Below are 25,061 nucleotides of genomic sequence, written 5' to 3'. Positions count from 1 at the left end.
CGCCGGTACCCTTTCGGGCGTGGCCCTCTACCGGAAGTACCGTCCTGCGACGTTCGCCGAAGTCGTCGGTCAGGAGCACGTCACCGAACCGATCAGCGTGGCGCTCGATTCCAACAGAATCAACCACGCCTATCTCTTCTCAGGCCCTCGCGGCTGCGGAAAGACGTCCTCGGCGCGCATCCTCGCTCGATCGCTGAACTGCGCCGAAGGACCGACCTCCACCCCCTGCGGTGTGTGCAACTCCTGCGTCGCACTGGCACCGGGCGGACCCGGCAACTTCGACGTCGTCGAGATGGACGCAGCCAGCCACGGTGGCGTCGACGATGCCCGCGATCTTCGAGACAAAGCCGTGTACGCCCCGGCCGAGTCGCGCTACGTCATCTTCATCATCGACGAGGCACACATGGTCACCCCGGCCGGCTTCAACGCGCTGCTCAAGGTAGTCGAGGAACCGCCGGAGCACCTGGTCTTCATCTTCGCGACCACCGAGCCCGAGAAGGTGCTCCCCACCATCCGCTCGCGAACCCACCACTACCCGTTCCGACTGCTCGCGCCGTCGACGATGCGCGGCCTGCTCGAGAAGATCTGTGGTCAGGAACAGGTCCCGGTCGAGGACGCGGTCTATCCACTCGTCATCCGCGCGGGTGGCGGTTCTCCGCGTGACTCGCTGTCGGTCATGGACCAGTTGCTTGCCGGAGCCGGACCGGAAGGCGTCACCTACCCGCGAGCTCTGTCGCTGCTCGGCGTCACCGACGTCGCGCTGATCGACGAGGCCGTCGACGCCCTGGCCGCGGGAGACGGCGGCGCACTGTTCGGCACCGTCGACAAGGTGATGGACGCGGGCCACGACCCACGTCGCTTCGCCATAGACCTCCTCGATCGCATGCGAGACCTGATTCTCATGAAGGCCGTACCCGACGCCGGTGAACGTGGCCTGGTCGACGTGCCGGGCGACGTCCTCGAACGACTCCGCGACGAGGCGGACCTGCTCGGGTCGGCGACGCTGACCCGCTACGCCGAGATCGTGCACTCGGGCCTCGGCGAAATGCGAGGGGCCACTGCGCCGCGCCTGCTGCTCGAAGTGATGTGCGCACGGATGCTGCTGCCCTCGGCCTCCGATGCGGAATCGGCCGTACTGCAGAGGCTCGAACGCGTCGAACGTCGCCTGGACGTCACCCTTCCTGCCGGTGAGCAGGCGGCAGTGGCACAGGCAGCCGCAGACCCGACACGACCACAGCTGCCCGCGACCGACGAGCCTGCACCCTCCGGCCCGCCCCCGGTGAACAAATTCCAGCGACCGTCCCAGCGACAGCCGGCTGCCGAGGCCGCCCCCGCCCCCGCTCCGGTGCCAACCCCCGCTCCGACACCAGCGCCTGCGCCTGTCGCGGCACCCGAACCCATGGCGGTCCCGGAACCGTCTCCGGTGCCAGAGCCTGCAGCCCCCGAGCCCGCTCCCACACCCGAACCGGCTCCGACCCCCGAACCGGCTCCAACACCCGAACCGGCTCCGACCCCCGAACCGGCTCCAACACCCGAACCGGTCCCGACACCCGAGCCCGAACCGGCTCCGACCCCCGAACCGGCTCCGACGCCCGAACCGGAACCCGCGCCCGCACCGGTCACGACTTCCGCTGCAGCGCAACAGCATTCGGAACCATCGCTTTCTCACGAGGATTTTCCGCCGGAGCCCGAGGACGAGTACGGCCCGGAGCCCGAGCCGGTGTACGAATCCGAACCCGAGCCTGTCGCGGCACCCGCGGCTGCCTCCAACGAGCCCGATGCGGCGGCCGTCCGCGCAGTGTGGTCCGAGGTGCGAACCAAGGTACGAGAGCGAAGCAGGACCGTCGAGGTGATGTTGTCCGGTGCGTCGGTACGCACCGTCGAGAACGGCACCATCACTCTGGGCCACGATTCGGCACCGCTGGCGAAGCGTCTCGAAGAACCCCGCAATGCAGACGTCATTCGGGATGCGTTGCGTGACGTGTTCGGCGTCGAATGGTCGGTGGTCTGTCTGGTGGGTGCTGCGGCACCACCGGAACCGTCATCAGCAAAAAAAGATGAACCGGCAGCGAAACCCGCGTCGCTGCCGAAGTTCTCGAGGCCGAGCCAGGCAGGGGCTCCCCGTCCGACGTCGGACGGTTTCGGTTCAGCGGGCGATGGATCGGACGCAGATATTCCGATGCCCGAGGCTCCGGACTATCCGGATGATCCCGAGCCGGTAGGTCCGCCGCCTCCGGAGACGCCGGAGGACGAGGAAGAACTGCTCAAGGCCGCGGCCGAGCCTGCGGACCCGTCGGTTCGTCGTGACCCGGAAACGGTCGCCATGGAGCTGCTGGTGAGCGAACTCGGAGCGGTACCGCTCAAGGAGATCTGAGGCTCAGGCGAGCGTGAGATCGTCGGTGTCGACGAATACCAATCGGCCGCTGTCGAGAGCGACGGCCCAACGCTTGGCGACAGCCCAGTTCCGCGAGGTGCTGTCGGTCGCTTGGACTCCGAAGTCGTCGACGATTGCGCCGGTCTCGTAGGCGTCGGATCCAGAACTGTCGGCTTCGGACTTGTCGTCGTTGCGAGTGCGTACCTTGACGCGAGCGCCCACGGTCGGTTCGTTGTCGGTTTCCATGGTCGGTCTTCTTTCGCCTTCGGTCGATCTGACGCATCGTAATTTCCCATGACGGGGTCGTTCAAACCTGAACCGCATCGTGGGTCATGCGAAACGCTCGTTTCGGTCCTTATGTCGGATCGGTATGCCAACTTACTGTGGCATGAGCTGAGGTCTGTCATGGCCTCGCACCGACGCGATCGGCCGGCACGGCGATCGCGACAAGATCGAGTATGTGGAAGGAACTGCGCGCTGTGACTACAGAGGCATTCATTTACGAGGCCATCAGGACTCCCCGAGGTAAAGGAAAGAACGGCTCCCTGCATTCGGTGAAGCCGATTTCCTTGGTGACCGGGCTGATCGACGAGCTTCGTCGACGTTTCCCCGACATGGACGAGAACCGAATCTCCGACCTCATCCTGGGCGTGGTCTCGCCCGTCGGAGATCAGGGTGCCGACATCGCCCGCACGGCCGTGCTCGCAGCCAAGATGCCCGACACCGTCGGCGGCTTCCAGCTCAACCGCTTCTGCGCGTCGGGCCTCGAGGCCGTCAACCTGGCCGCGCAGAAGGTGCGCTCGGGCTGGGACGAACTGGTTGTCGCCGGCGGCGTGGAGTCGATGTCTCGCGTGCCGATGGGCAGTGACGGCGGCGCATGGGCCATGGACCCGGCCACCAACTACGACACCTACTTCGCCCCGCAGGGCATCGGTGCCGACCTGATCGCCACCATCGAAGGATTCACCCGCGAGGACGTCGACGCGTATGCCGTCCAGTCCCAGGAGCGCGCCGCAGCGGCGTGGTCCGGTGGTTACTTCGCCAAGTCCGTCGTTCCGGTCACCGACCAGAACGGTCTGCTGATCCTCGATCAGGACGAGCACATGCGTCCGGGCAGCACCGTCGAGTCGCTCGGCAAGCTGAACCCGGCATTCACCGGTATCGCGGCCATGGGCGGATTCGACGACGTGGCGCTGCAGAAGTACCACTGGATCGAGAAGATCGATCACGTCCACACCGGCGGAAACAGCTCCGGCATCGTCGACGGCGCAGCCCTCGTCCTCGTCGGCAGCGAGCAGGCGGGCAAGGACCTGAACATGGTCCCGCGCGCCCGCATCGTCGCGACGGCCACCAGTGGTGCCGATACGACGATCATGCTGACCGGACCGACCCCGGCGTCGAAGAAGGTTCTCGCCACCGCGGGACTGACCGTCGACGACATCGATCTGTTCGAGCTCAACGAGGCGTTCGCTTCCGTGGTGCTGCGTTTCCAGAAGGATCTGAAGATCCCGAACGAGAAGCTCAACGTCAACGGCGGCGCCATCGCCATGGGCCACCCGCTCGGTGCCACCGGAGCCATGATCACCGGCACCGTGCTCGACGAGCTCGAGCGCCGCGGCGGCCGGTACGCCTTGATCACCCTGTGCATCGGCGGCGGCATGGGCGTTGCCACCATCATCGAGCGAGTCTGAGGTAGAACGATGTCTGACAACATGATTCAGTGGGGCCAGGACGCCGACGGCATCGTCGTTCTGACGATGGACGACCCCAACCAGGGCGCCAACACGATGAACCAGCTGTACAAGGACTCGATGGGCGCGACGGTCGATCGCCTCGAGGCCGAGAAGGACAGCATCACCGGAGTCGTGCTGACCTCCGCCAAGAAGACGTTTTTCGCCGGCGGCGATCTGCACACCCTCATCGAAGCCAAGCCCGAGGACGCCCAGCGGGTGTTCGACGAGGTCCAGGAAGTCAAGGGACAGCTGCGTCGGCTCGAGAAGCTCGGTAAGCCGGTCGTGTCCGCCATCAACGGCGCGGCACTCGGCGGCGGACTCGAGATCGCGCTCGCCACGCATCACCGCATCGCGGCCGATGTTCCCGGCGTGCAGATCGGTCTGCCCGAGGTCTCGCTCGGTCTCCTGCCCGGCGGCGGCGGCGTTGCCCGCATCACCCGGCTGCTCGGCATTCAGACCGGCTTCATGACGGTCCTCGCTCAGGGCACTCGGTTCCGTCCGGCCAAGGCTCTCGAAATCGGTCTGGTTCACGAATTGGTCGGCAGCATCGACGAATTGGTGCCCACCGCCAAGGCATGGATCAAGGCCAACCCCGAGGGTGGCGTCGCACCGTGGGACGTCAAGGGTTACAAGATCCCCGGCGGTACGCCGTCGAACCCGAAGCTCGCGCAGATCCTGCCTGCTTTCCCGTCCAACCTGCGCAAGCAGATCAAGGGCGCACCGATGCCGGCTCCGCGCGCGATTCTCGCTGCGGCAGTGGAGGGTGCGCAGGTCGACTTCGACAATGCGTGCACCATCGAGTCGCGGTACTTCACCGAGTTGGTCACCGGTCTGGTGTCCAAGAACATGATTCAGGCATTCTTCTTCGACCTGCAGGCGATCAACGCCGGCAAGTCTCGTCCCGACGGCATCGAGAAGACCACCTTCACCAAGGTCGCGGTTCTCGGCGCAGGCATGATGGGCGCGGGCATCGCGTACGTGTGTGCCAAGGCCGGAATCGACGTGGTGCTCAAGGACGTTGCGATCGAGTCGGCGCAGAAGGGCAAGGCGTACTCCGAGGCCATCGAGGCCAAGGCACTCTCGCGTGGCAAGACCACCCAGGAGAAGTCGGACGCTCTGCTCGCACGTATCCACCCGACCGCCGATGCCAAGGACGTCGAAGGTGCCGACCTCGTCATCGAGGCCGTCTTCGAGTCGGAAGAGTTGAAGCAGAAGGTCTTCCAGGAGATCGAGGACCTCGTCGATCCGACGGCGCTGCTCGGTTCCAACACCTCGACGCTGCCCATCACGAGCCTCGCTCAGGGCATCAAGCGTCAGGAAGACTTCATCGGCATCCACTTCTTCTCACCCGTCGACAAGATGCCGCTGGTGGAGATCATTCGCGGCGAGAAGACGTCGGATGCGGCCTTGGCCAAGGCATTCGACCTCGTGCAACTCATCAAGAAGACCCCGATCGTCGTCAACGACAGTCGTGGATTCTTCACCTCTCGCGTGATCGGTACGTTCATCAACGAGGCCATCGCGATGTTGGGCGAGGGTGTCGAGCCGTCGACCATCGAGCAGGCCGGTCTGCAGGCCGGTTACCCGGCTGCGCCGCTGCAGCTTTCGGACGAGCTCACGCTCAACCTGATGCAGAAGATCCGCAAGGAAACCTACGACGCCATCAAGGCTGCCGGTGGAACCCCTCCGGAGGATCCGGCCGGCGAGGTCATCGACAAGATGGTCGACGAGTTCGAGCGCCCGTCGAAGGCCAAGGGTGCGGGCTTCTACGAGTACGAAGACGGCAAGCGCGCCGGCCTGTGGCCCGGACTGCGTGATGCGTTCAAGTCGGGTTCGGCGGACATCCCGTTCGAGGACCTCAAGGAACGCATGCTGTTCATCGAGGCCATCGAGACGCAGAAGTGCTTCGACGAGGGTGTGCTGAACACCACCGCCGACGCCAACATCGGCTCGATTTTCGGCATCGGCTTCCCGGCGTGGACGGGTGGCGTGCACCAGTACGTCGTCGGCTACCCGGGTGGCCAGGCCGGCTTCGTCACTCGTGCAGACGAATTGGCCAAGAAGTATGGCGATCGCTTCCAGGTTCCGGCCTCGCTGCGCTGACCCCATGTGAGTGGAAACGCGTAGCAGGCTACGAGTTTCCACTCACATGCGCGTAGCGCTCTCACCCGCGATGCGCGATCAACCTCTCGGCGCCGTCTGTGAATTGTTGCTTCATCAATTCGCAGGCGGCGTCGATGTCGTTTCGAATCAGGGCCGCGATCAGATCCTCGTGATTGCGCACGGCCGCTCGGCCCCAGTCGCGATCGGTGGCGTACAGACGGGTCGGGGTGTAGCGGGTGGCGTTGTTGAGAAACCACGCCAACTTGGACGACTCGGCCAGACGGTTCAGCACACGATGGAACTCGAACTCGATATTCTCGACGTCCTCGGCCCGGCCGTTCTCGACGGCGACCGACAGGGCAGCGGTCAGCTCGGCGAGCCTGCCGAGTTCGACCTCGGTGATCTTCGGTGCCGCCCGGCGCACGAGTTCGACCGCGATCTCACCCTGCAGCCAGAAGATGTCGACGATGTCGCTCGGCGTCAGCGCAGACACCACATAGCCGCGGTGGGGGACGAGCTCGACGATGCCCTCACCACGCAAGGTCAGTAGCGCCTCACGCACCGGGGTGACGCTGACGCCCAGCTGAGCTGCGGTCTCGTCGAGCCGGATGAAGTCTCCCGGACTCACCTCTCCGGACATCACCAGGTGCCGGACGTGGCTGGCGACTTCCTCGGACAACTGCGGCCGTCGCCTCAGAGCCGTCCGCTTGTCTGCCATGTCGAAAAGCCAATCACACCGCGGGCTTGGTCCGGAGCACAACCTTCGCGACGGGTTCGACGACGCGGGCAGCAATCGGCCCCAGGATGGCCATCAGCAGCACGTACGCGGTCGCCAGGGCTGCCAGTTCGCCTTCGACAGCTCCCGCGGCGACGGCCAGTCCGGCGATGACGATGGAGAACTCTCCGCGCGCCACCAGAGCCGCACCGGCGCGTAGTCGTCCCGGCCTACCGATTCCCTGCCGACCTGCCGCCCACCAGCCCGTCGCGATCTTGGTCGCGGCGGTGGTGACGGCGAGTACGACGGCCCAGCCCAACACGGGCGGGATGGTCGACGGGTCGGTGCCCAGACCGAACACGACGAAGAACATCGCGGCGAACAGGTCGCGTAGGGGCTCGAGGACGCGGGTCGCGTTGTCAGCCGTCGAGCCGGAGATCGCGATTCCCAACAGGAACGCGCCGACGGCCGCCGAGACTTGCAGTTCCGATGCGATGCCGGCCACCAGCAGGGCGGATCCGAGGACTTTGAGCAGGACGATTTCTCGGTCGGGACTGTCGACGATCGCCGAGACGAATCTGCCGTATTTCAGCGCGACGACCAACACGAAGGTGATGACGAACAGTGAGATGCCGAGGGCTTCGAGTCCGCCGAGGAAGCTGACTCCGCTCAGGACGGCGGTGAGGATCGGGAGGTAGATGGCCATCGCGAGGTCCTCGAACACCAGGATCGACAGTACGACGGGGGTTTCACGGTTTCCCAGTCGGCCCAGGTCGGTGAGTACTTTGGCGATGATGCCCGACGACGAGATGTAGGTGACGCCGCCCATCACGAGCGCCCCGACTCCGCCCCAGCCGAGCAGCAGCGCGACGACGGCACCGGGCGCGAAGTTGAGGACGATGTCGACCAGACCGGCCATCCACGATCGACGCAGGCCGGTGACGAGCTCGGTTGCGGTGTATTCGAGGCCGAGCAGCAGCAACAGCAGGATGACGCCGATTTCGCTGGCGATCTCGCTGAACTCGTCGATGCCGCCGAGGTTGACGAATCCGCCGTTGCCGAAGGCCAGTCCGCCGAGCAGGTAGAACGGGATGGGGGAGACGCCGATCCGGCCGGCGAGTCGAGCGAGAAGTCCGAGAACGAAGAACACGGCACCCAGCTCGGTGAGGGCGAGCGCGCTCTCGGCCACGGGTCAGCCCCGACTGATCTCAGGCATTGCCGAGCAACTTGGCTGCTGCATCCAGTCCGTCCGCGGTGCCGACGGCGACCAGCAGGTCACCTGCGGCGAGCGTGAAGTCGGGGGTGGGTGACGGTTGTACCTGGCCGGCGCGCATGACAGCGACGACGGATACTCCGGTCTTGGTGCGCATGGCGGTGTCGCCGAGTGTGCGGCTGACGAACCGTGAATTCGCGCGAATGGGGAGTTGACGAGTGTTGATTCCGGGGAGGTCGCGATGCTCTTCCCCGAGCTGAGCAATGAGTTGCGGCGACCCGAGCAGATTGCCCAGGGCCGCCGCTTCCTCATTGCTCAGGGTGATGGACGCCTGCGTCGCATCGGGGTCGTCCTTGCGCGAAACGATCAACTCGTTCGCGCCGTCCTTGCGGGTGATGACGCCGATGCGGCGCCCGGAAGCGAGGGCAAAATCTTTCCGCACCCCGATTCCGGGCAGCAGGGTCACTTCGACGTTCATGGTCGAAATGCTAGCCCTGCAGGCAACGCGTTATCGCAGGATCAGGCGTGGAGCCTGCAGGAACGACCCGTGAAAATGTGAATCAGGATGCGACGGCAGCGAGCAGCGCTTCGCGCTGGTTTGCGCCGAGGCCGCCGATGCGGCGCGTATCTGCGATGGACAGCTGCTCGAGCAGCTGTGCGGCGCGCACGGATCCAACGCCCGGCAGGGCCTTGATCAGCGCGGACACCTTGGTCTTCTTGACGATCTCGTCGTTCTCCGCCTTGGCGAGGACGTCAGCGACGCTCAGTTCGCCGGACTTGACGGATGCGAGCAGCTTCGACCGCGCAGTGCGTGCCTCGGCCGCCTTGGCCAGCGCCGCGGTGCGCTGTTCCGGTGTCAATACTGGTAAAGCCATGGCCTGTTCTCCTCGATTGTGGTGACCCGTCGCTCGTTGACAGGTCTCGACCCTCTTGCATCGTGCCTGGTGGCTCTTCCAATCTAACCGAACAACACGGGTGTCATTCACGGTCGAACCACCGAACCTCCCTCGCCAGGCTACGTCCTATCCGATTCGGGGTGTGCCCCGACCAGCACTTCGGCCTTCCGGAGCCGGTGTGTGCTGGGTGTTCGACGCCTCGAGCCGGCTCGGTCGGGAGCGGTCGCGTGCGTTTTTCGATGGGCGACGCGAGCCTCGTGCCGTGAGCGCTACGGCCAGTGACGCCGTATCCGAACGGTCGGTCGGATTGTTATTCTGGCGGCATGATGCGCACCCGAGGACTGCTGGCCGGACTGGCCGCGTCGATGCTCCTGCTCGTCGGCGCGGGTACCGCGGCCGCTGCTCCGATCAACGTTCCGTGGTCACCCGACGACGTGCTCGATTCGGAGGTCAGCTTCGAGTCCGGTGGCATCACCTTCTACGGCAGCCTTCGCATGCCGGTCGGCGAGACCCGCGGCGTGGCATTGGTGCTGCCGGGCAGCGGGCCGACCGATCGCAACGGGAACTCGGGTGATCTGCAGCTGAACACGACCGCATACGTCGCCGACGAGCTATCCCGACGCGGTATTGCGAGCCTGCGTTTCGACAAGCTCGGGAGCGGCCGCACCGGCCTGGCCGGGGTGGATCCGAACAACCCGCCCGGCTTCGATGCGCAGGTCGACAATGCTGCGGACGCACTGGCTTTCCTGCAGCAGCGCACCGGTGTCGGGGCAGATCGCACGACGGTGATCGGGCACAGCGAGGGCGCGCTGACGGCATTGCGCCTTGCTGATGCCGACAGCGCGGCGTTCACCCATGTCGGTCTGCTCGAGCCGTTGTCGATCCGCTACCTGGATCTGCTGACAGCACAGGTCGATCGCAACATCGGCGAGGCCGTGGCGGTCGGCCAGTTCACCGAGGAGCAGGCCGCGTCGTCGAGGGATCGCTTCGCCCAGGCCGTCGCCGATATTCGCGCGGGACGACCGCTGTCTGCCGAACCCGACCCGATCGTCGACGGTCTGGGACTGCGGCAGAGCGCCACCTTCCTGCGGGAAGCGGATGCCACGGACCCGGCGGATCTGGCTGCCGCGCTACCGGACTCGTACTCCTCGTTCCTGACCTGCTCGGACAAGGACCTGAACGTGTCCTGCGGCCAGGTCGAGAACGTGCGAGTGGCCCTGGGCCACACCGATCTCCACTTCGCGCACTTCGCCAACAGCTCGCACATGCTGGGCGAGCTCGGCCCGCTGCCCGCCGATCCGAACACCGCCCTGGCACCGCTGCCGCTCTCGGGGGAGTTTCGCGATGCGTTCGGCCGGTGGGTGGACGGACTCTGACCCGTCGAGTTCGCAGTTACGTCGTCGCTACCGGACAACCGCGAATCGGTGATGCGGCCTGGGTGCCCAGATCTTTCGGGCTGTACCCGACGGGATAGCCGGGGTAGGTCTTGTTGCCTGCGTCGGCTGTCGTGCGTGAGTGTTTTCTCGTGGGCAGGAAACGCTCCACGCGGGCCTTGGTCCGCAGCGCCCGCACCGCGGCCCGTTCCAGCGTGGGTGAGCCGGCGGGGAAGCCGAATGCGTTCGCCATCCGATCGTCGAGCAACGCGAACACGCCCTGCCGGACGGCCGGGGTGAGCGCGGCGGGAAACCACGAGCAGTAGAGATCGAGGGTGTAGGTGCCGATGCGGCGGTTGTCCTCGCTGAAGCGGAACGTGCGTTCTTCGTAATCGAGCTTGAACTGTGCGAACTCGGTGTACGACTCCGGAATGTCTTTGATGCCCATGCGTTTACCCACTTCGCTGTAGAAGTGGAAGGTCGCGAGCCGCTCGTGGGGATGCAGGCGACGCCAACCGTAGGTGTCGATCCATTCGATGGGCTCGTAGATGAACGTCGTGAGCACGTACAGCATGTCGTCGTTGGAGATGTCGTACTGCGCGTGCATTCGATTGACCGTCCGCAGTGACTCGCGACCTCGTTCGGAGTCGTATCCGTGTTCGACCATTTCCGACATCAGCAGCGAGGTGTCGTCGTACCGCTTCTGCGGTCGCTTCTCGAACTCGCCGGTCCGGGCCAGCAGAGCGGAGATCGTCGGCACGCAATAGGTTCGGAACAAGGCGAATTCGAGGGCCCGCTGATAGTCCCAGGGGAACTCGTACCCCGCGGTGATCCGGTGAATGGTGTGACAGTCGCGGACCGGGTCGAGTTCCTCGACGCGGCGCAACCACCCGTATCGACCCCGACCCGGCGCGATATCCATGGTCAGCCTCGTCCGTGGCGGAGTTTGAGCGCCAGCACCGAGAGCTTCATGTTCCGGGCTTTGCGCTTCATCGTCAGCAGATCGATCGGTGCCGCGAAGCCCTGCACGGTCAGTGATTTGACGGTGCTGAATTCGCGAAGGCCGTCGTCGCCGTGGATGCGCCCGAAGCCCGAGTCGCCCGTTCCGCCGAACGGTAGGGCCGGGACGCCGGCGAAGCCCAGCACCGAATTGACCGTCACGACACCACAATCGAGCTTCTCGGCGGCGCGTCGCCCGACCGCGGTGTCCTTGGTGAACACCGATGCACCCAGACCGTAGGAGGACGCGTTGGCACGGGCGATGGCCTCGTCCAGGTCGCGGACCTTGTTGACGACGACGGTGGGCCCGAACGTCTCCTCGGTGATCGCGGTCGAATCCTCGGGAACGTCGGTGAGGACGACGGGGTCGATGTACGGCCCGTGCAGTGAGTCGAGACCTCCCACCAATGCCGTGCCGCCCTTGGCCAACGCATCCTCGATCTGGCCGCGGACGATGTCGCTCTGCTTACCCAGCGTCATCGGGCCGTAGGACGAGGTCTTCGATCCACCGGGCTTCAATTCCTTGACCGCCCTGGTGAATTCGGTGACGAACCGGTCGTACACCGGGGCGGCGACGTAGATTCGTTCGACTCCGGCGCAGGTCTGCCCGGCATTGCCCATCGCGCCGAACGTCGCGAACTCCACGGCCGCAGAGATATCGGCGTCGGCGTCGACGAGCATCGCGTCCTTACCGCCGCACTCGGCGATCAGCGGCGTCAACGACTTTGCGCACGTGGCCATGACTTTCTTGGCCGTCGCGGTCGAACCCGTGAACGCGATCTTGTCGACGCCGGCTTCGACCAGGGCGGTGCCGGTGGAACCGTCGCCGGTGATCGTCTGGAACACCGGGTGGGGAGCGGCGAGCGACTGCCACTTCTCGGCCAACCAGACTCCGACACCCGGAGTGAGTTCGCTGGGCTTGAAGACGACGGTGTTGCCTGCGGCGAGGGCGTACGCGATCGACCCCATCGGCGTGTAGAGCGGGTAGTTCCACGGCCCGATGACGCCGACGACGCCGAACGGGCGGTAGCTGACGTAGGCCTTCTGGTTGATGGCGAGCAGACCCGATCCGACCCTGCGCTGTTTCAGGGTCTTGCCGGCGTGGCGCGCCGCCCAATCGATGTGCTCGACGCCCAACATGACTTCCAGCAGGGAGTCTTCGTCCGGCTTGCCGGTTTCGGCGGCGATGACGGCGGCGAGGCTCGCGGCGTCGCGGGCGATCGCGGTCTTGAATTCGAGGAGCCACCGCTTGCGGCCCTCGAAGCCCTGCGCGTCCCACCACCGGGCGGCCGAGCGGGCGCGGGCCACGGCGATCTCGACCTCGGCGCCGTCGGCGATCGGGTACGTGGCGAGTGCGAGACCCGTTCTGGGATCGAGGCTTTCGAAGGTGCTCTCGTTCGTTCGTTCGATCTGGTCCGTCACGGGCTCTATCCTCCAGCAGATCGCATCACATATATTTGATGTGATTCAATGTTGTCCAGGACACACTATGCGTCCGTCACCGTTGCAACAACCCCCGCCGCCCCGCTGTGCAGGAGATGTGGAATGAGCCTCGATCTCACGCGCACGGCGTCGTCGAAACAGCCGATTCTGCGACGACCGCAGTTGTCCGAGGACGTCGCCGTGAGCATCCGCCGAAGGATCGTCGCCGGTGCGCTGAAGCCGGGGACGTTCGTCCGCATCGACGAGACCGCAGCCGAGTTGGGAGTCAGTGCCACCCCGGTACGCGAGGCGCTGGTGTCGTTGCGCGGCGAAGGGCTGCTCGAATCGGTCCCGCATCGGGGCTATCGCGTCGTCGAACTGACGCAGCAGGACATCGACGACATCTTCTGGTTGCAGGGCACGATCGCCGCGGCCCTGGCCGAGCGCGCATCCCGCCGGGTGACGGCGGAGCATCTCCAGCAGTTGACCACCCTCAACGACGATCTACGCGACGCCGTGACACGCGCCGACGCCGATGCCGTCGAACGGTGCGAGTTCGAGTTTCACCGCGCCATCAACAAGATCGCAGGCGGCACCACGTTGGCGTGGTTTCTGCTCGGTGCCGTCAAGTACACCCCGACGCATTTACATGCGTCCGACACCGACTGGGGACGACGGGCGGTACGCGGCCACGAGGAATTGATCGAGGCGATGCGTCGAGCCGATCACCGGGCCGCCGGTGAACTGATGCGACATCAGTTCACCGACGCAGCGACCCTGGTTCGATCGTTCAGCTGAGTTCGCTCAGCTCAGGTGATGCGGCTGGGGGTGCGACTTGTGCCCCTCGTCCGAACCCTCGTTGTCCTGATGACCGTTCGACGTGCCCTGCGCTCCTGTTCCCGCCGGAACCATCGAGATGATCACCGACTTCGAGGTGGGGCAGTTGCTCTGCAGCGCAGTAGAATCCAACGGAATCAGCGGATTGGTCTCGGGGTAGTACGCAGCAGCCGACCCACGCGGGGTGTCGTACTCGACGATGCGGAACGACGGCGCGCACCGTTCCACGTCGTCGTCGTCCCACTTGGTGACGAGATCGACCATGTCGCCGTCGCGGAAGCCGAGCGTCGAGATGTCTTCTCGGTGCACGAAGATGACGCGTCGGCCGTTCTCGATTCCGCGGTAGCGATCGCTGAGGCCGTAGATCGTCGTGTTGAACTGATCGTGGCTGCGCAGCGTCTGCAGAATCAGATGGCCGGGCGGAACCTGCAGCACGTCGATCGGCGAGACGGCGAATTCGCCCTTCCCGCTCTTGGTTTCGAACGTCCTGCTGTCGCGAGGGGGATGCGGTAGGACGAAGCCGCCGGGGCGTCGAACATTGACCTCGTACCCTTCGCAACCGGCGACGACGCGCGAGATGTGCGTGCGAATGTTGCGGTAGTCGTCGCGGAAACCCTTCCAGTCGAGACCGTATCGGTCGCCGAGTGTCGCCTCGGCGATTCCGCTGACGATCGCGACCTCCGAGCGCAGGTACGGGCTCGCGGGCTTCAGTGGTCCTCGTGACGAGTGCACCGAGCAGGTGGAGTCCTCCACCGAAATCCATTGCTCGCCACTGGCTTGCACGTCCTTCTCGGTGCGTCCGAGGGTCGGCAGAATGAGAGCGGTCTCGCCGCAGACGAGATGCGAACGGTTGATCTTCGTGGAGATCTGCACGGTCATGCGCATCTTGCGCAGCGCCTCGAACGTGACGTCGCTGTCGGGCGTCGCCTGTACGAAGTTGCCGCCGAGGCCGAGGAAGAAATGGGCCTTGCCGTCGCGCATGGCGCGGATCGAGTCGACGGTGTCCAAGCCGTGCTCACGGGGCGGCTCGAAGTCGAACTCCGCCGCCATGGCGTCGAGGAAGGCCACCGGAGGGCGCTCCCAGATGCCCATCGTTCGGTCGCCCTGCACGTTCGAGTGGCCACGAACCGGAAGCAAACCGGCACCGGCCTTACCGATGTTTCCTTGCGCGAACGCGAGATTGGTGACTTCCTTGATGGTGGCGACGGCATTGCGATGCTGCGTCAGACCCATCGCCCAGCAGAAGACGGTGGCCTTGGAGTCGCGCAGCATCTCGGCGGCCTCGGTGATCTGCTGCATCGACAGGCCGGTGACCTCGGTGACGAGATCGAAATCGACCTCGGCAACGTTTGCTTTCCACTCGTCGAATCCGACGGTGTACTCGCCGAGGAATTCGTGATCGAGGGCGTCCCACTTCACCAACAGTGCCCCGAGGGCCTGGAACAGAGCGAGGTCGCCGTTGAGCTTGATCGGCAGGTGCAGATCCGACAGATCGGTACCGGGACCGACCATGCCGCGCGGGGTCTGAGGGTTCTTGAAGTTCAGCAGTCCCGCTTCGCGAAGGGGATTGATGGACAGAATCTTTGCGCCGTTCTGCTTCGCCAGCTCGAGGGCGGAGAGCATGCGCGGGTGATTCGTGCCGGGATTCTGGCCGGCCAGGATGATCAGTTCGGCGTTGTGAACGTCGTCGAGCGTGACGCTGGCCTTGCCTATGCCGATGGATTCCTGCAGCGCGATGGACGTCGACTCGTGACACATGTTGGAGCAGTCGGGCATGTTGTTGGTGCCGAACGACCGAGCGAACAACTGGTAGATGAACGCGGACTCGTTGGACGCACGACCCGAGGTGTAGAAGATGGCCTCGTCCGGGCTGGCCAGGCTCTTCAACTCGTCGCCGATCAGACGGAACGCATCGTCCCATTCGATGGGCTCGTAGTGGCTGCCGCCGGGGAGCTTGATCATCGGATGCGTGATGCGGCCCTGCTGACCCAACCAGTGTTCGGTGTGCGCATCGAGCTCGGCAATGCTGTGCTGCGCGAAGAACTCCGGAGTGGCTCGCGTCGTCGTCGCCTCCTCGGCGACGGCCTTGGCACCGTTCTCGCAGAACTCGGCGGCGTGCCGATGACCCGGATCGGGATCGGGCCACGCGCAGCTCATGCAGTCGAAGCCCTCGGCCTGGTTCAGCTTGAGGAGCGTCTGCGCGGTGCGCTTGGGACCCATGTGTCCCAGCGCGCGCTTCATCGACACCGCAACGGCGGTGGCACCTGCCGCATGGGTTTTCGGCTTCTCGATATCGAGCTCGGCCTCGTCGACGTCGCTGTCGGTGCGTCTCATGCGGGTCCCTTCGTTGCGTTACCCCCGAAAACCGACAATAGCCCGAAGGCTCAGCCGGCGAGGAGCGCGGTCACCAAATCCACGTACTGCTGTTTCGCTGAATCCTGGCTCGTACCTTCGAGCTTCGCCCATGCATCGAACTTCGCCCGATTCACCATGTCCAGCCGTCCGGGACGCTTACCCGTCACGTCTCCGATCGAACCTTGCTTGAAGAGCGAGTACAGGCGCAGCAGATCGTCGTTGCTCGGCTTGGACGTGAGCTTCTTGACGTCAACCTGCGCATCGGCGAACGACTGGTCGAGATCGGACATGAACGAGCTCCTTCGGCTGTAGGTGCCGTCATCCTTGCACGGCGGCCTGCTCGAGGATGCGAATACAGTGCGCGACGAGAGCGTCGCGAGTGGCGTCGAGGGTGCCGTCCAGAAAACCGATGAACAGAGCCGTCAACGCGCCGACGGTTCCGACGGCGACGAGCTGCCGGTCGGCGGACTCGGGTAGCCGGGCACGAACCAGTTCGACGAACCCGGGCAGCAGGTCGAGTCCGCGTCGGCTCAGCGCAGGTTCGGCCAACGGAGCGATCAGCAGCACTCGTCCCATCCGAGGCTCGTCGACGACGATTTCGACGAACGCCCGGACGGGCGCGGCCACAGCGTCCTTCGGTGATGCTCCGGCGACGGCGTTCTCCAGGGCCTCCTGCGCCCGGGCCCCTACCCAGGCGTAGACCGCGCGAACGAACGTGTCGCGATCGGTGAAGCTCTCGTAGAAGTAGCGCTCGGTGAGTCCGGCTGCGCGGCACACGGCGCGCACGTTGACTGCAGGTCCCTCCTGCGCGCCGAGGAGTTCGATCCCGGCATCGAGCAACGCGTCGTATCGCTTGGATCTGCGCTCTTCCAACTGTTGACTACGCATGTTGTCGAGGCTACTTTGACAACATGCGTAGTCAGTTCGATCGACCCGTCCCACTCGGTCCCGACTCGCTCACCTGGAAGTACTTCGGTGACTGGCGCGGGATGCTGCAGGGCGTGTGGGCGGGGTCGATGCAGAACATGCACCCGGGCCTCGGAGCGGGCGTCGAACAGCATTCGACGTTCTTCGACGAGCGATGGCAGCGCCTCTACCGCTCCCTGTATCCGATCGGGGGAGTGGTGTTCGACGGCGACCGCGCCGAGGAGACAGCCCACCAGGTTCGCGGCTACCACAACGACATCAAGGGAATCGACTCGAAAGGGCGCACGTACCACGCCCTCGATCCCGACACCTTCTACTGGGCACACGCGACGTTCTTCATGGGCACGGTGCTCACCGCCGACCGTTTCATGGGCGGACTGACCGAAACGCAGAAACTGCAACTGTTCGACGAGCACGTGCAGTGGTACCGGCTCTACGGCATGAGCATGCGATCGGTGCCCGAGACCTGGGCCGAATTCCAGAAGTACTGGGAGCACATGTGCACACACGTGCTCGAAGACAACATGGCTGCACGTGGAGTACTGGATCTGTCCGCGCTCGGACCGCCGCCGTATGCCTCCTGGCTGCCGGAACGAGTGTGGGCCGTGCTGCGCAGACCGGTGGCATCGTTGTTCGTCTGGATCACCGTCGGGCTCTACGACCCGCCCGTCCGGGAGCTACTGGGATACACCTGGTCGGAGCGGGACGCACGACGGTTCGCGGTGTTCGGCAGGGCGGTGAACCTCGCGTTCGGGCTGGTGCCGCGTCGTCGCCGACTCCATCCGCGCGCCCGGGCCGGCTGGGATCGCGTGGCGGGCCGCAGGCCGGAATCGGCTCCTCTGGTGCACACGCCCGCCCGCAATCTGCCGCCGGCGCAGCGTCGCTCGCACCCGTCGCACTACAGCCCGAAAGTGTAGGTTTCCGGTCTCCGGGTACGACGCGGGTATGTACAACGTCAGAACTGGCAGCGGGTCGCCGCTGGTCCTCGTCCACGGGCTCGGGTCCTCGCACCACAACTGGGATCCGATCGTCCCGGCGCTCGCGGAGCACCGCGAGGTCATCGCCCTCGATCTCCCCGGGTTCGGACGGACACCGCCGCTGGCCGACGTGTCCATCGCGTCGTTGACCGATGCCCTGCGTGAATACCTCGACAACGAGGGATTGTCCGACGCCGATCTCGTCGGCAGCTCCATGGGCGCGCGGATGGTCGTCGAACTGGCCCGTCGGGGTCACCGTGGGTCGATGGTGGCCCTCGATCCGGGCGGCTTCTGGAACGACCGTCAGGTCAAGGTGTTCGGGGCGACCATCACGGCGTCGCTGGCGTTGATGAAGCGGGCGCAACCGCTGGTGCCCTTCCTGGCCGGGAACCCGATCACCAGAACCGCTGCGCTGGCGCAGTTCTCGGCCGCGCCGTGGAAACTGCCGAGCGGACTGGTCGAACGGGAGCTGAAGGGCTTCTCTGCCAAGACTTCACCCTCGCTCGATACCGCTCGCAAGGCGCTGATCCACGGGCCGAAGCAGCAGGGTGCCCCGAAAGGTTCCCTGCAGGGGTCGCTACTCATCGGCTGGGGCCGTCAGGACAAGGTGACGACGCCCAGCCAGGCAGAGGTGGCGATGCAGCGTTTCCCCGACGCCACCCTGCATTGGTTCGACAAATGCGGACACTTCCCGCACTGGGATCAGCCGACCGAAACCGCCCGAGTCATCCTGCGGGCGACCGGTCGCTAGCTCCCTTGTGAGTGGAACCTCGTAGCCTGCTACGAAGTTCCACTCACAAGGCTCAGTCGTTCCACCACGGACGCAGAGGTACGTCGGCCTGACCTTTCGGTCCGAGCTTGACCGCCAGAACCTGGTGCAGCTGAACGACATTGCGCTCGAATCCCAGACGGGACCCGGCCATGTACAGGCCCCAGACACGGGCGGTTCCCTCGCCGGCCTCGGCGACGCACGCATCCCAGTTGTCCACCAGGTTCTGGCACCACCCGGCGAGGGTCAGCGCGTAGTGCTCGCGCAGGTTCTCCTCGTGCCGGACCTCGAGGCCGACGTCCTGGATCTCGGTGATGATGCGACCCGATCCGGTGAGTTCCCCGTCGGGAAAGACGTACCGGTCGATGAAGCTGCCTGCCTTGGCGTGCGCGCGATTGTCGGGCCGGGTGATCGAGTGGTTCAGCAGTCGACCACCGTCACGCAGCTTGGACTGGATGAACGTGAAGTACGCCGGGTAGTTGCCGACTCCGATGTGCTCGGTCAGCCCGATCGACGAGATCGCGTCGAAATTCGTCTCGGGCACGTCGCGGTAATCGGAGAAGCGAACCTCGGCGAGATCCGACAGACCCTCATCCTCGATGGCCTTCTGCGCCCACGAGGCCTGCTCCTGCGAGAGAGTCACACCGATGACCTGAACTCCGCGTCGCGCTGCGTAGCGCACCATCGAACCCCAGCCGCACCCGATGTCGAGCAGGCGATCACCGGGCTGCAGACCCAGTTTGTCGAACACCAACCGATACTTGTTCTCCTGCGCGGCCTCCAGAGACTGCTCGACGTTCTCGAATGCCGCACAGGTGTACGTCATCGAGGGACCGAGGACCATCTCGTAGAACCTGTTGGACACGTCGTAGTGGTGGTGGATCGCTTCGGCATCGCGTGTCTTGGAATGCCGCAGACCTTCGGCGATGCGACGCCACCGCGGAATCGCCTCCTGGGGTGGAGGAGCGATGGGACGCAGCAAGTCCCAGCCGAGCGACCGAGCGATCGAGGTCAAGGTCATGGCCGACGGGCGGCGGAAGTGGAGCTCGTCGCCCATCAGAGCGAGCAGTTCGTAGGGATCGCCGGGATGAACACCGGTGGCCTCCAGGTCGCCGGAGACATAGGCGCGGGCCATGCCGAGATCACCGGGAGCTGTTGCGAGATAGGTGGTTCCGCGTGGGCTCTTGAGGTTGAGGCCGATCTTGGCATCCTCGGGGCCGGCCACGCTGCCGTCGTACGCGGTGAAACGCAGGGGAATGTTGCCGTCGGAGATCAGCTCGAGGATCTCGGAGATCTTGAGTTTCTGTGGCCCGTTCACCGTGCGATTGCCGGAGTCCTTGAACGTCGTCATTTGCGCTGCACCGCCTTCGAGTACAAATCCAGCAATCGGGATTCGGGATCGTATTTCTTCTTCAGTTCTCTGTATTTCTCGCCGCCGTAGAGAACGGCGAATTCATCCTCGGTGTAGTAAGCGTCCGAGTACAGCGATTTATGCCCCTCGAACTCGGTGACCTTCTTCTCGATGGCGCGGTTCGCGGCACCCTCGGGTCGACCGGGCACGATCGGCACCGACGACCAGAAGCCGATGTTGACGTAGGTGCGCTTGGGCTCGAGCGGGTACAGCGGCCACGGCCGGGACGGATCGGCTCCGGGGGCGGCCGGTTCGCGAAGACGCAAGGGGCACAACCACAACGGCTCGATCGGAATCTCGTCGAGAAACCAGCGTACGAATCCGGCGGTGTGTTCGATGGGAACCTCGACGTCCTGTACGACGCGTTCGCGCGGCGGATTTCCCTTGCGCTTCTCGAGTCGATCGGCGATGTCGTACTTGCGATCGAGGCCGATCAATTTCCAGTAGAAGCTGCTGCGCCGGTACTTGCGCGGCCAGAAGCGTCGGATCCGGGGGTTCTGGGTTCCGAACGCACGCGAGCACCAGAACCAGTCGGTGTCCCAGCGCCACAGGTAATCGTGGATGGTGAGCCGATCGGTCTTCGGAGTGTCCGACGAATGCTGGATCGAGCGGTAGAAGATGTCGGCACCGGTGTAGTCGCTGACGGGTCCGGGCTCGTCGGTCTGAACCCCGAGAGTGAGGTAGCTTTCGTCGGCGCTGAAGACGACGCCGTCCAGGTACTGAACTTCGATGCCGTCGTACTCACGCCGAGCGACGATGGTGTCCATCGTCGTTTGAAGCGTGTCCAGATCGTAGAATCGCAAGTGGCGCAGGGCAACGAACGGAAGTACCGGCTCGAGTTCGATCTTCAGCCGCGTCGAGTAGCCGAGAGTGCCGTACGAGTTGGGAAAGCCCCAGTACAGGTCCGCGTGCTCGCCCTCGGGTGTTGCCGTGAGGATCTCACCGCTACCGGTGAGGACGTCGATCTCGAGTACCGACTCGTGCGGAAGCCCGCTGCGGAACGACGTCGACTCGATGCCGAGTCCGGTGACCGCGCCGCCGAGGGTGATCGTCTTGAGCTGCGGAACGACGAGAGGGGCGAGGCCGTAGGGCAGCGTCGCGTCGACCAAATCCTCGTACGTGCACATCCCCGCCACGTCGGCGGTGCGAGCCGCGGCATCGACGGTGACGACCTTGCTCAATCCCGAGACGTCGAGTCCCGGCGTCTTCGAGGTCGTCCTGGCCCGAAACAGGTTGGACGTCGTCTTAGCCAGACGCACCGTCGCGTCGGTCGGTATTGCGCGATAGCTGCGAAGCAACTTCTCGACACCCGACCGATGCGCTGCGTAACCGCTCTCCCTCGGTTCTGGCCGTCGTCCGAGAAGAGCATTCACTGAAGCCACGAGTAGACGCTATATCTCGTACTGCTCGGTATCCACCGAAGCTGCCAACGGTCCGGTGAAACTTCACGCAACTGTTGTCGAATCGGCCGGCTCAAACAGAACTATTCGGACAAATGGTTGCATCATGCATGTGTTTTCCGATGACAATTGATCGTATGTGAACCACCTCACACACTCTCGGCGGCAGTGCCGACATCGGGAGCGACGCGAGGCAGGATGGAGAACACAACCCCAATCGACTCGAAGGAGAACGTTCTCGTGGCTCAGGTCAGCGCATCCAGTTCCGCCACCATCGCCACCACACCCGATCAGGTGCTCGCCGCGCTCGCCGACTACGAAACCGTGCGGCCCCGCATCCTTCCCGAGCAGTATCGTGACTACCGGGTGGTGCAGGGCGGACAAGGCGACGGCACCGTGGCCGAATGGACCCTGCAGGCCACCGAGAAGCGAGTGCGCAACGTGAGCGCAGCCGTCACGGTCTCCGGCTCGACCATCACCGAACGCGACGCCAACTCCTCCATGGTCACCACCTGGACCGTCGCCCCCGAAGGCAACGGCACCGTCGTCACCACGACGACCGAGTGGGCGGGTGCCGGAGGAATCGGCGGATTCTTCGAGAAGACGTTCGCGCCCCTCGGATTGAAGAAGATCCAGGCCGCGACCCTCGACAACCTGCGCCGCGAGTTGATCTAGACCCGCTCGAAATCCGGCTCTTCGATCAACGCCAACGTGCCGACCACCACGGTGCGCATCGACCACAGAAACATCCCGTCGGGTCCACGGTCGATCGTGTCGTAGGCCCCCGGCAGGGTGTCGAGGTCGGTGCGCGCCGCGATCGCGTCGTCGTACTCACGGTCGCGGCGATCGGCGTTGTACACCATCTGCGCCAACGCCAGTGCATGTTCGCTGACGGTGATGACGGCCCACGTCGCCTGCTTGGAAGTCAGTTCGTAGCGCACTCGATATCGGGTCTGCACGGTGTCGGCCATGCGCAGCGCGTCGACGGAACTGGGAGTCAGTCCGATCAGATACTCGGCGATGCCCGGGTTCTCGAGTACGAGCACCCGCAACGCGGACGAGAGTCCCAGCAACGCGTCGTGCATCGACTCGTCGTCTCCGGGGAGCGGCGGCGACCAGCGTCGCAGGATCTCCTCGGCGACCAGGGCCTTGAGCGCGGTCGGGCCGTCGATGTTGTTGTAGATCGCGACGATCGATACGCCCAGCGCGTCGGCGACCGACTTCACCGTCACCTTGGGCAGCGTCAGGGCGATGCCTGCCTCTGCCATGGTTTCGGGAGTCACTCGGCGCTTGCGAGGGGTCGAGCTCGCCGGCGCGTTCATGCCCTCAGGCTACGTGGGCTCAGAACTGACGGAACGTCAGTCGAGTGTCGAACCCGATCGTGCGGCCGAACGTCTTCCGACACCGTGCGACTACGCTGGAGCTCGCTTCGACCCACGCGAGAGGACGGCACAGTGCAACCCGGTGAACAGCCCGACATGGCCTCGATTCTGCAGCAGGCTCAGCAGATGCAGCAGCAACTGATGGCAGCACAGGCGGAGATCGCCGAAACCGAGGTCACCGGTCAGGCCGGCGGCGGACTCGTCGTGGCGACCGTCAAGGGAACGGGCGAAGTGGTCGGACTGACCATCGACCCCAAGATCGTGGATCCCGACGACGTCGAGACACTGCAGGACCTGGTGATCGGTGCCATCGCCGACGCGTCGAAGGCAGCGCAGAACGTAGCGAGCGAGAAGCTCGGCCCCCTCGCAGGCGGTCTCGGCGGCGGCTCCCTCGGACTACCCGGCTTCTAGGCGAGACGAGTGTACGAAGGTCCCGTACAGGATCTGATCGACGAGCTGGGAAAGTTTCCCGGCGTCGGTCCGAAGAGCGCTCAGCGCATAGCGTTTCACCTCCTGGCCGTCGAGCCGCCCGAGGTCGATCGCCTCATGCGCGCGCTGCAGCGCATCCGCGACGGCGTGCAGTTCTGCATCGTCTGCGGGACCGTATCGGACAAGGAACTGTGCCGAATCTGCGCCGACTCCCGACGCGACAGGTCCATGATCTGCGTCGTCGAAGAGCCCAAAGACGTTCAGGCCGTGGAACGTACGCGCGAATTCAAAGGCCGGTACCACGTACTCGGCGGAGCGCTCGACCCACTCAACGGAGTAGGCCCCGACCAGCTGCGCATCCGAGAGTTGTTGACCCGCGTGGGAACTCAGGACGACGGCGTCGACGTCACCGAGGTCATCATCGCCACGGACCCCAACACCGAGGGCGAAGCAACGGCTACGTATTTGGTTCGGATGATGCGCGATTTCCCCGGTCTCGCCATCACCCGTCTCGCCTCCGGCCTGCCGATGGGCGGAGACCTCGAATTCGCCGACGAACTGACACTCGGCCGAGCTCTCACCGGTAGGCGTCGTATGTGAGATGCCGTAGGCAGTGGTGTGGTTAAGTGCCCCAGGCGGCGCATAACCGCACCACTGCCGCAGGCACTTGTCGTACCCCTGGTGCAATATCCCGCCATGACAAACGACGGGACCCGCATACCGCAGTCCGTTCTCGACGATCAGCACGGTTTGATGACCTCGGTTCAGCTCAGCACATTCGGGTTCACGCCGAAGGCAATCCGCCACCATGTCGAAACCGGTCGGTGGCTGCGAGTGTTTCGAAACGTGATCTGTCTGACCAACGGTCCGCTCAGCAGGGATATGGAGCTGCAAGCGACGCTGCTGTACGGAGGCGGGGGCGCGATCCTGAGCCATGACACCGCCGCGTATCAGTGGGGAATGCTGCGGGAGTCTGCCGGGCCGATTCACCTCACGGTCCCTCGCCCGTGTTCGGCCATCAGCCAGCCACCGACGATGCGGCATGTTCTGACGCGGCCGACGTCGCTGAGCAATGCGCGCATCCATCCCGGGGTGGTGGTGCATCGGTCTCTGGCCATCGAACACATCGGTGTCGATACCGAGCCGCGTCGGACGAGCAAGGAAGACACAGTCATGGACCTGGCCGCGTCCGCGCCGACTGCCCCAGAAGCCGCAGCAGCTTTCGTGGCGGCCATGACCAACGGAAAAGTGTCCATCCCGGCAATGCGTCGCAAGATCGAACTGCGGCGTCCGCGGCGGTACAAGAAAATCATGCTCGACGTCCTCTCCCTGTTGGCAGGTGGCGTCCAGTCCGTTCTCGAGTTTCGCTATGCGATCGACGTCGAGCAGGCGCACGGACTGCCCGCCGGTCGCCGTCAAGCGCCACACCACATCGGTGACCGGGTGGTGTTCGAGGACGTCGAATACGGCGCCGAGGGTCTGATCGTTCGTCTGGACGGCCAGCAGTTCCACGCGGCGAGCAGTGTGAGGTTCCGAGACAGGTTGCGAGACAACGCTGCCGAGCTCAGTGGGCGGCCGCGGCTGGTGTACGGATGGCACGAAGTGTCGACGGACCCCTGCGGGGTGTACCGCGAAGTGCGTGATGTTCTGGTGCGCGAAGGGTGGGTGGATGCGTCGTATGCCTGCAAGAAGTGCTGCCCAGTGGTGCGGTTAGGTGCCGCCGAGGGCACATAACCACACCACTGC

Annotated in this window: 24 protein-coding genes; 11 read left to right on the top strand and 13 right to left on the bottom strand. The window is 64.9% G+C overall.

Annotation, left to right across the window (positions count from 1 at the left end; translation table 11 throughout):
- Positions 1-19 precede the first annotated feature (19 nt).
- Positions 20-2,374, top strand: coding sequence for a DNA polymerase III subunit gamma and tau (locus tag CH268_RS10955; RefSeq protein WP_094664076.1), 2,355 nt, complete (start codon positions 20-22; stop codon positions 2,372-2,374).
- Between the two features lie 3 nt (positions 2,375-2,377).
- Here the strand turns inward: CH268_RS10955 and CH268_RS10950 are convergent, their stop codons facing one another.
- Positions 2,378-2,620, bottom strand: coding sequence for a hypothetical protein (locus CH268_RS10950; protein ID WP_094663969.1), 243 nt, complete (start codon positions 2,618-2,620; stop codon positions 2,378-2,380).
- 233 nt (positions 2,621-2,853) lie between these two features.
- Between CH268_RS10950 and CH268_RS10945 the strand changes: the two genes are divergently transcribed.
- Entirely contained in the window at positions 2,854-4,065 is a 1,212-nt protein-coding gene (locus tag CH268_RS10945) for an acetyl-CoA C-acetyltransferase (protein ID WP_027494551.1), read from the top strand.
- Between the two features lie 9 nt (positions 4,066-4,074).
- Positions 4,075-6,210 (top strand): 3-hydroxyacyl-CoA dehydrogenase NAD-binding domain-containing protein, encoded by a 2,136-nt coding sequence (locus CH268_RS10940; RefSeq protein WP_094663967.1) that lies wholly within the window; start codon positions 4,075-4,077, stop codon positions 6,208-6,210.
- 61 nt (positions 6,211-6,271) lie between these two features.
- Here the strand turns inward: CH268_RS10940 and CH268_RS10935 are convergent, their stop codons facing one another.
- From CH268_RS10935 to mihF, 4 genes are all read right to left on the bottom strand, one after another.
- Positions 6,272-6,928, bottom strand: coding sequence for a GntR family transcriptional regulator (locus tag CH268_RS10935; RefSeq protein WP_176457918.1), 657 nt, complete (start codon positions 6,926-6,928; stop codon positions 6,272-6,274).
- A 13-nt stretch (positions 6,929-6,941) separates the two neighbouring features.
- Positions 6,942-8,114 (bottom strand): cation:proton antiporter, encoded by a 1,173-nt coding sequence (locus CH268_RS10930; RefSeq protein ID WP_027494548.1) that lies wholly within the window; start codon positions 8,112-8,114, stop codon positions 6,942-6,944.
- A gap of 19 nt (positions 8,115-8,133) precedes the next feature.
- Positions 8,134-8,616: a cation:proton antiporter regulatory subunit gene (locus CH268_RS10925; protein WP_027494547.1), complete on the bottom strand. Its 483-nt coding sequence runs from the start codon at positions 8,614-8,616 to the stop codon at positions 8,134-8,136.
- An 82-nt stretch (positions 8,617-8,698) separates the two neighbouring features.
- Positions 8,699-9,013: an integration host factor, actinobacterial type gene (gene mihF, locus CH268_RS10920; protein ID WP_008712632.1), complete on the bottom strand. Its 315-nt coding sequence runs from the start codon at positions 9,011-9,013 to the stop codon at positions 8,699-8,701.
- A 344-nt stretch (positions 9,014-9,357) separates the two neighbouring features.
- On the opposite strand from mihF, the gene CH268_RS10915 reads away from it, so the two are divergent.
- Complete coding sequence (locus tag CH268_RS10915; protein WP_094663965.1) at positions 9,358-10,410, top strand: alpha/beta hydrolase; 1,053 nt, start codon at positions 9,358-9,360, stop codon at positions 10,408-10,410.
- 16 nt (positions 10,411-10,426) lie between these two features.
- Here the strand turns inward: CH268_RS10915 and CH268_RS10910 are convergent, their stop codons facing one another.
- Both CH268_RS10910 and CH268_RS10905 read right to left on the bottom strand, forming a co-directional pair.
- On the bottom strand, positions 10,427-11,329 hold the full coding sequence (locus CH268_RS10910; protein WP_094663963.1) for an oxygenase MpaB family protein: 903 nt from the start codon (positions 11,327-11,329) through the stop codon (positions 10,427-10,429).
- 2 nt (positions 11,330-11,331) lie between these two features.
- A complete protein-coding gene (locus CH268_RS10905) occupies positions 11,332-12,849 on the bottom strand; it encodes an aldehyde dehydrogenase family protein (protein WP_371828751.1) in 1,518 nt (505 codons plus the stop codon).
- Positions 12,850-12,951: 102 nt separating this feature from the next.
- On the opposite strand from CH268_RS10905, the gene CH268_RS10900 reads away from it, so the two are divergent.
- Positions 12,952-13,626, top strand: a complete 675-nt coding sequence (locus tag CH268_RS10900; protein ID WP_048316783.1) for a GntR family transcriptional regulator — start codon at positions 12,952-12,954, stop codon at positions 13,624-13,626.
- Positions 13,627-13,632: 6 nt separating this feature from the next.
- Here CH268_RS10900 and CH268_RS10895 read toward each other — a convergent pair whose 3' ends face one another.
- From CH268_RS10895 to CH268_RS10885, 3 genes are read right to left on the bottom strand one after another with little or no spacing between them, the layout of a single operon-like run.
- Positions 13,633-15,999, bottom strand: a complete 2,367-nt coding sequence (locus CH268_RS10895; protein ID WP_094663961.1) for an FdhF/YdeP family oxidoreductase — start codon at positions 15,997-15,999, stop codon at positions 13,633-13,635.
- A gap of 50 nt (positions 16,000-16,049) precedes the next feature.
- Positions 16,050-16,310, bottom strand: a complete 261-nt coding sequence (locus CH268_RS10890; RefSeq protein ID WP_032364582.1) for an acyl-CoA-binding protein — start codon at positions 16,308-16,310, stop codon at positions 16,050-16,052.
- A 28-nt stretch (positions 16,311-16,338) separates the two neighbouring features.
- The gene (locus tag CH268_RS10885; protein ID WP_032364581.1) at positions 16,339-16,908 is read right to left on the bottom strand and encodes a TetR/AcrR family transcriptional regulator; all 570 of its coding nucleotides are present in this window, start codon (positions 16,906-16,908) and stop codon (positions 16,339-16,341) included.
- Positions 16,909-16,931: 23 nt separating this feature from the next.
- Between CH268_RS10885 and CH268_RS10880 the strand changes: the two genes are divergently transcribed.
- Positions 16,932-17,864: an oxygenase MpaB family protein gene (locus CH268_RS10880; RefSeq protein ID WP_094663959.1), complete on the top strand. Its 933-nt coding sequence runs from the start codon at positions 16,932-16,934 to the stop codon at positions 17,862-17,864.
- Positions 17,865-17,892: 28 nt separating this feature from the next.
- Positions 17,893-18,675: an alpha/beta fold hydrolase gene (locus tag CH268_RS10875; RefSeq protein WP_094663957.1), complete on the top strand. Its 783-nt coding sequence runs from the start codon at positions 17,893-17,895 to the stop codon at positions 18,673-18,675.
- 52 nt (positions 18,676-18,727) lie between these two features.
- On the opposite strand, the gene CH268_RS10870 is transcribed toward CH268_RS10875, so the two are convergent.
- Both CH268_RS10870 and CH268_RS10865 read right to left on the bottom strand, forming a co-directional pair.
- Positions 18,728-20,044 (bottom strand): class I SAM-dependent methyltransferase, encoded by a 1,317-nt coding sequence (locus CH268_RS10870; protein ID WP_094663955.1) that lies wholly within the window; start codon positions 20,042-20,044, stop codon positions 18,728-18,730.
- Complete coding sequence (locus tag CH268_RS10865) at positions 20,041-21,486, bottom strand: FAD-binding oxidoreductase (protein WP_176457917.1); 1,446 nt, start codon at positions 21,484-21,486, stop codon at positions 20,041-20,043. The genes CH268_RS10870 and CH268_RS10865 overlap by 4 nt, the downstream gene beginning before the upstream one ends.
- A gap of 258 nt (positions 21,487-21,744) precedes the next feature.
- On the opposite strand from CH268_RS10865, the gene CH268_RS10860 reads away from it, so the two are divergent.
- Positions 21,745-22,179 (top strand): SRPBCC family protein, encoded by a 435-nt coding sequence (locus tag CH268_RS10860; protein WP_094664069.1) that lies wholly within the window; start codon positions 21,745-21,747, stop codon positions 22,177-22,179.
- Here the strand turns inward: CH268_RS10860 and CH268_RS10855 are convergent.
- Positions 22,176-22,826, bottom strand: coding sequence for a hypothetical protein (locus CH268_RS10855; protein WP_139278370.1), 651 nt, complete (start codon positions 22,824-22,826; stop codon positions 22,176-22,178). The genes CH268_RS10860 and CH268_RS10855 overlap by 4 nt on opposite strands.
- 132 nt (positions 22,827-22,958) lie before the next feature.
- Between CH268_RS10855 and CH268_RS10850 the strand changes: the two genes are divergently transcribed.
- The 3 genes from CH268_RS10850 (at position 22,959) to CH268_RS10840 (ending at position 25,049) form a co-directional block, all read left to right on the top strand.
- Positions 22,959-23,297 (top strand): YbaB/EbfC family nucleoid-associated protein, encoded by a 339-nt coding sequence (locus CH268_RS10850; RefSeq protein ID WP_027494533.1) that lies wholly within the window; start codon positions 22,959-22,961, stop codon positions 23,295-23,297.
- Positions 23,298-23,306: 9 nt separating this feature from the next.
- Complete coding sequence (gene recR / locus CH268_RS10845) at positions 23,307-23,915, top strand: recombination mediator RecR (protein ID WP_027494532.1); 609 nt, start codon at positions 23,307-23,309, stop codon at positions 23,913-23,915.
- A gap of 96 nt (positions 23,916-24,011) precedes the next feature.
- Complete coding sequence (locus tag CH268_RS10840) at positions 24,012-25,049, top strand: hypothetical protein (protein ID WP_094663953.1); 1,038 nt, start codon at positions 24,012-24,014, stop codon at positions 25,047-25,049.
- The last annotated feature ends 12 nt before the right edge of the window (positions 25,050-25,061 follow it).

This window comes from Rhodococcus sp. 06-1460-1B, assembly GCF_002258475.1.
Taxonomy (GTDB): domain Bacteria; phylum Actinomycetota; class Actinomycetes; order Mycobacteriales; family Mycobacteriaceae; genus Rhodococcoides; species Rhodococcoides fascians.
This window is presented reverse-complemented; position numbering and strand designations above follow the sequence as displayed.

Bases quoted from the DNA above. Each gene is read 5' to 3' on its own strand.
- CH268_RS10940 (WP_094663967.1), top strand. From the start codon at position 4,075: ATGTCTGACAACATGATTCAGTGGGGCCAGGACGCCGACGGCATCGTC.
- CH268_RS10875 (WP_094663957.1), top strand. From the start codon at position 17,893: ATGTACAACGTCAGAACTGGCAGCGGGTCGCCGCTGGTCCTCGTCCAC.
- CH268_RS10915 (WP_094663965.1), top strand. From the start codon at position 9,358: ATGATGCGCACCCGAGGACTGCTGGCCGGACTGGCCGCGTCGATGCTC.
- CH268_RS10935 (WP_176457918.1), bottom strand. From the start codon at position 6,928: ATGGCAGACAAGCGGACGGCTCTGAGGCGACGGCCGCAGTTGTCCGAG.
- mihF (WP_008712632.1), bottom strand. From the start codon at position 9,013: ATGGCTTTACCAGTATTGACACCGGAACAGCGCACCGCGGCGCTGGCC.
- CH268_RS10890 (WP_032364582.1), bottom strand. From the start codon at position 16,310: ATGTCCGATCTCGACCAGTCGTTCGCCGATGCGCAGGTTGACGTCAAG.
- CH268_RS10855 (WP_139278370.1), bottom strand. From the start codon at position 22,826: ATGAACGCGCCGGCGAGCTCGACCCCTCGCAAGCGCCGAGTGACTCCC.
- CH268_RS10870 (WP_094663955.1), bottom strand. From the start codon at position 20,044: ATGACGACGTTCAAGGACTCCGGCAATCGCACGGTGAACGGGCCACAG.
- CH268_RS10925 (WP_027494547.1), bottom strand. From the start codon at position 8,616: ATGAACGTCGAAGTGACCCTGCTGCCCGGAATCGGGGTGCGGAAAGAT.
- CH268_RS10840 (WP_094663953.1), top strand. From the start codon at position 24,012: ATGACAAACGACGGGACCCGCATACCGCAGTCCGTTCTCGACGATCAG.
- CH268_RS10885 (WP_032364581.1), bottom strand. From the start codon at position 16,908: ATGCGTAGTCAACAGTTGGAAGAGCGCAGATCCAAGCGATACGACGCG.
- CH268_RS10950 (WP_094663969.1), bottom strand. From the start codon at position 2,620: ATGGAAACCGACAACGAACCGACCGTGGGCGCTCGCGTCAAGGTACGC.
- CH268_RS10895 (WP_094663961.1), bottom strand. From the start codon at position 15,999: ATGAGACGCACCGACAGCGACGTCGACGAGGCCGAGCTCGATATCGAG.
- CH268_RS10880 (WP_094663959.1), top strand. From the start codon at position 16,932: ATGCGTAGTCAGTTCGATCGACCCGTCCCACTCGGTCCCGACTCGCTC.
- CH268_RS10910 (WP_094663963.1), bottom strand. From the start codon at position 11,329: ATGGATATCGCGCCGGGTCGGGGTCGATACGGGTGGTTGCGCCGCGTC.
- CH268_RS10900 (WP_048316783.1), top strand. From the start codon at position 12,952: ATGAGCCTCGATCTCACGCGCACGGCGTCGTCGAAACAGCCGATTCTG.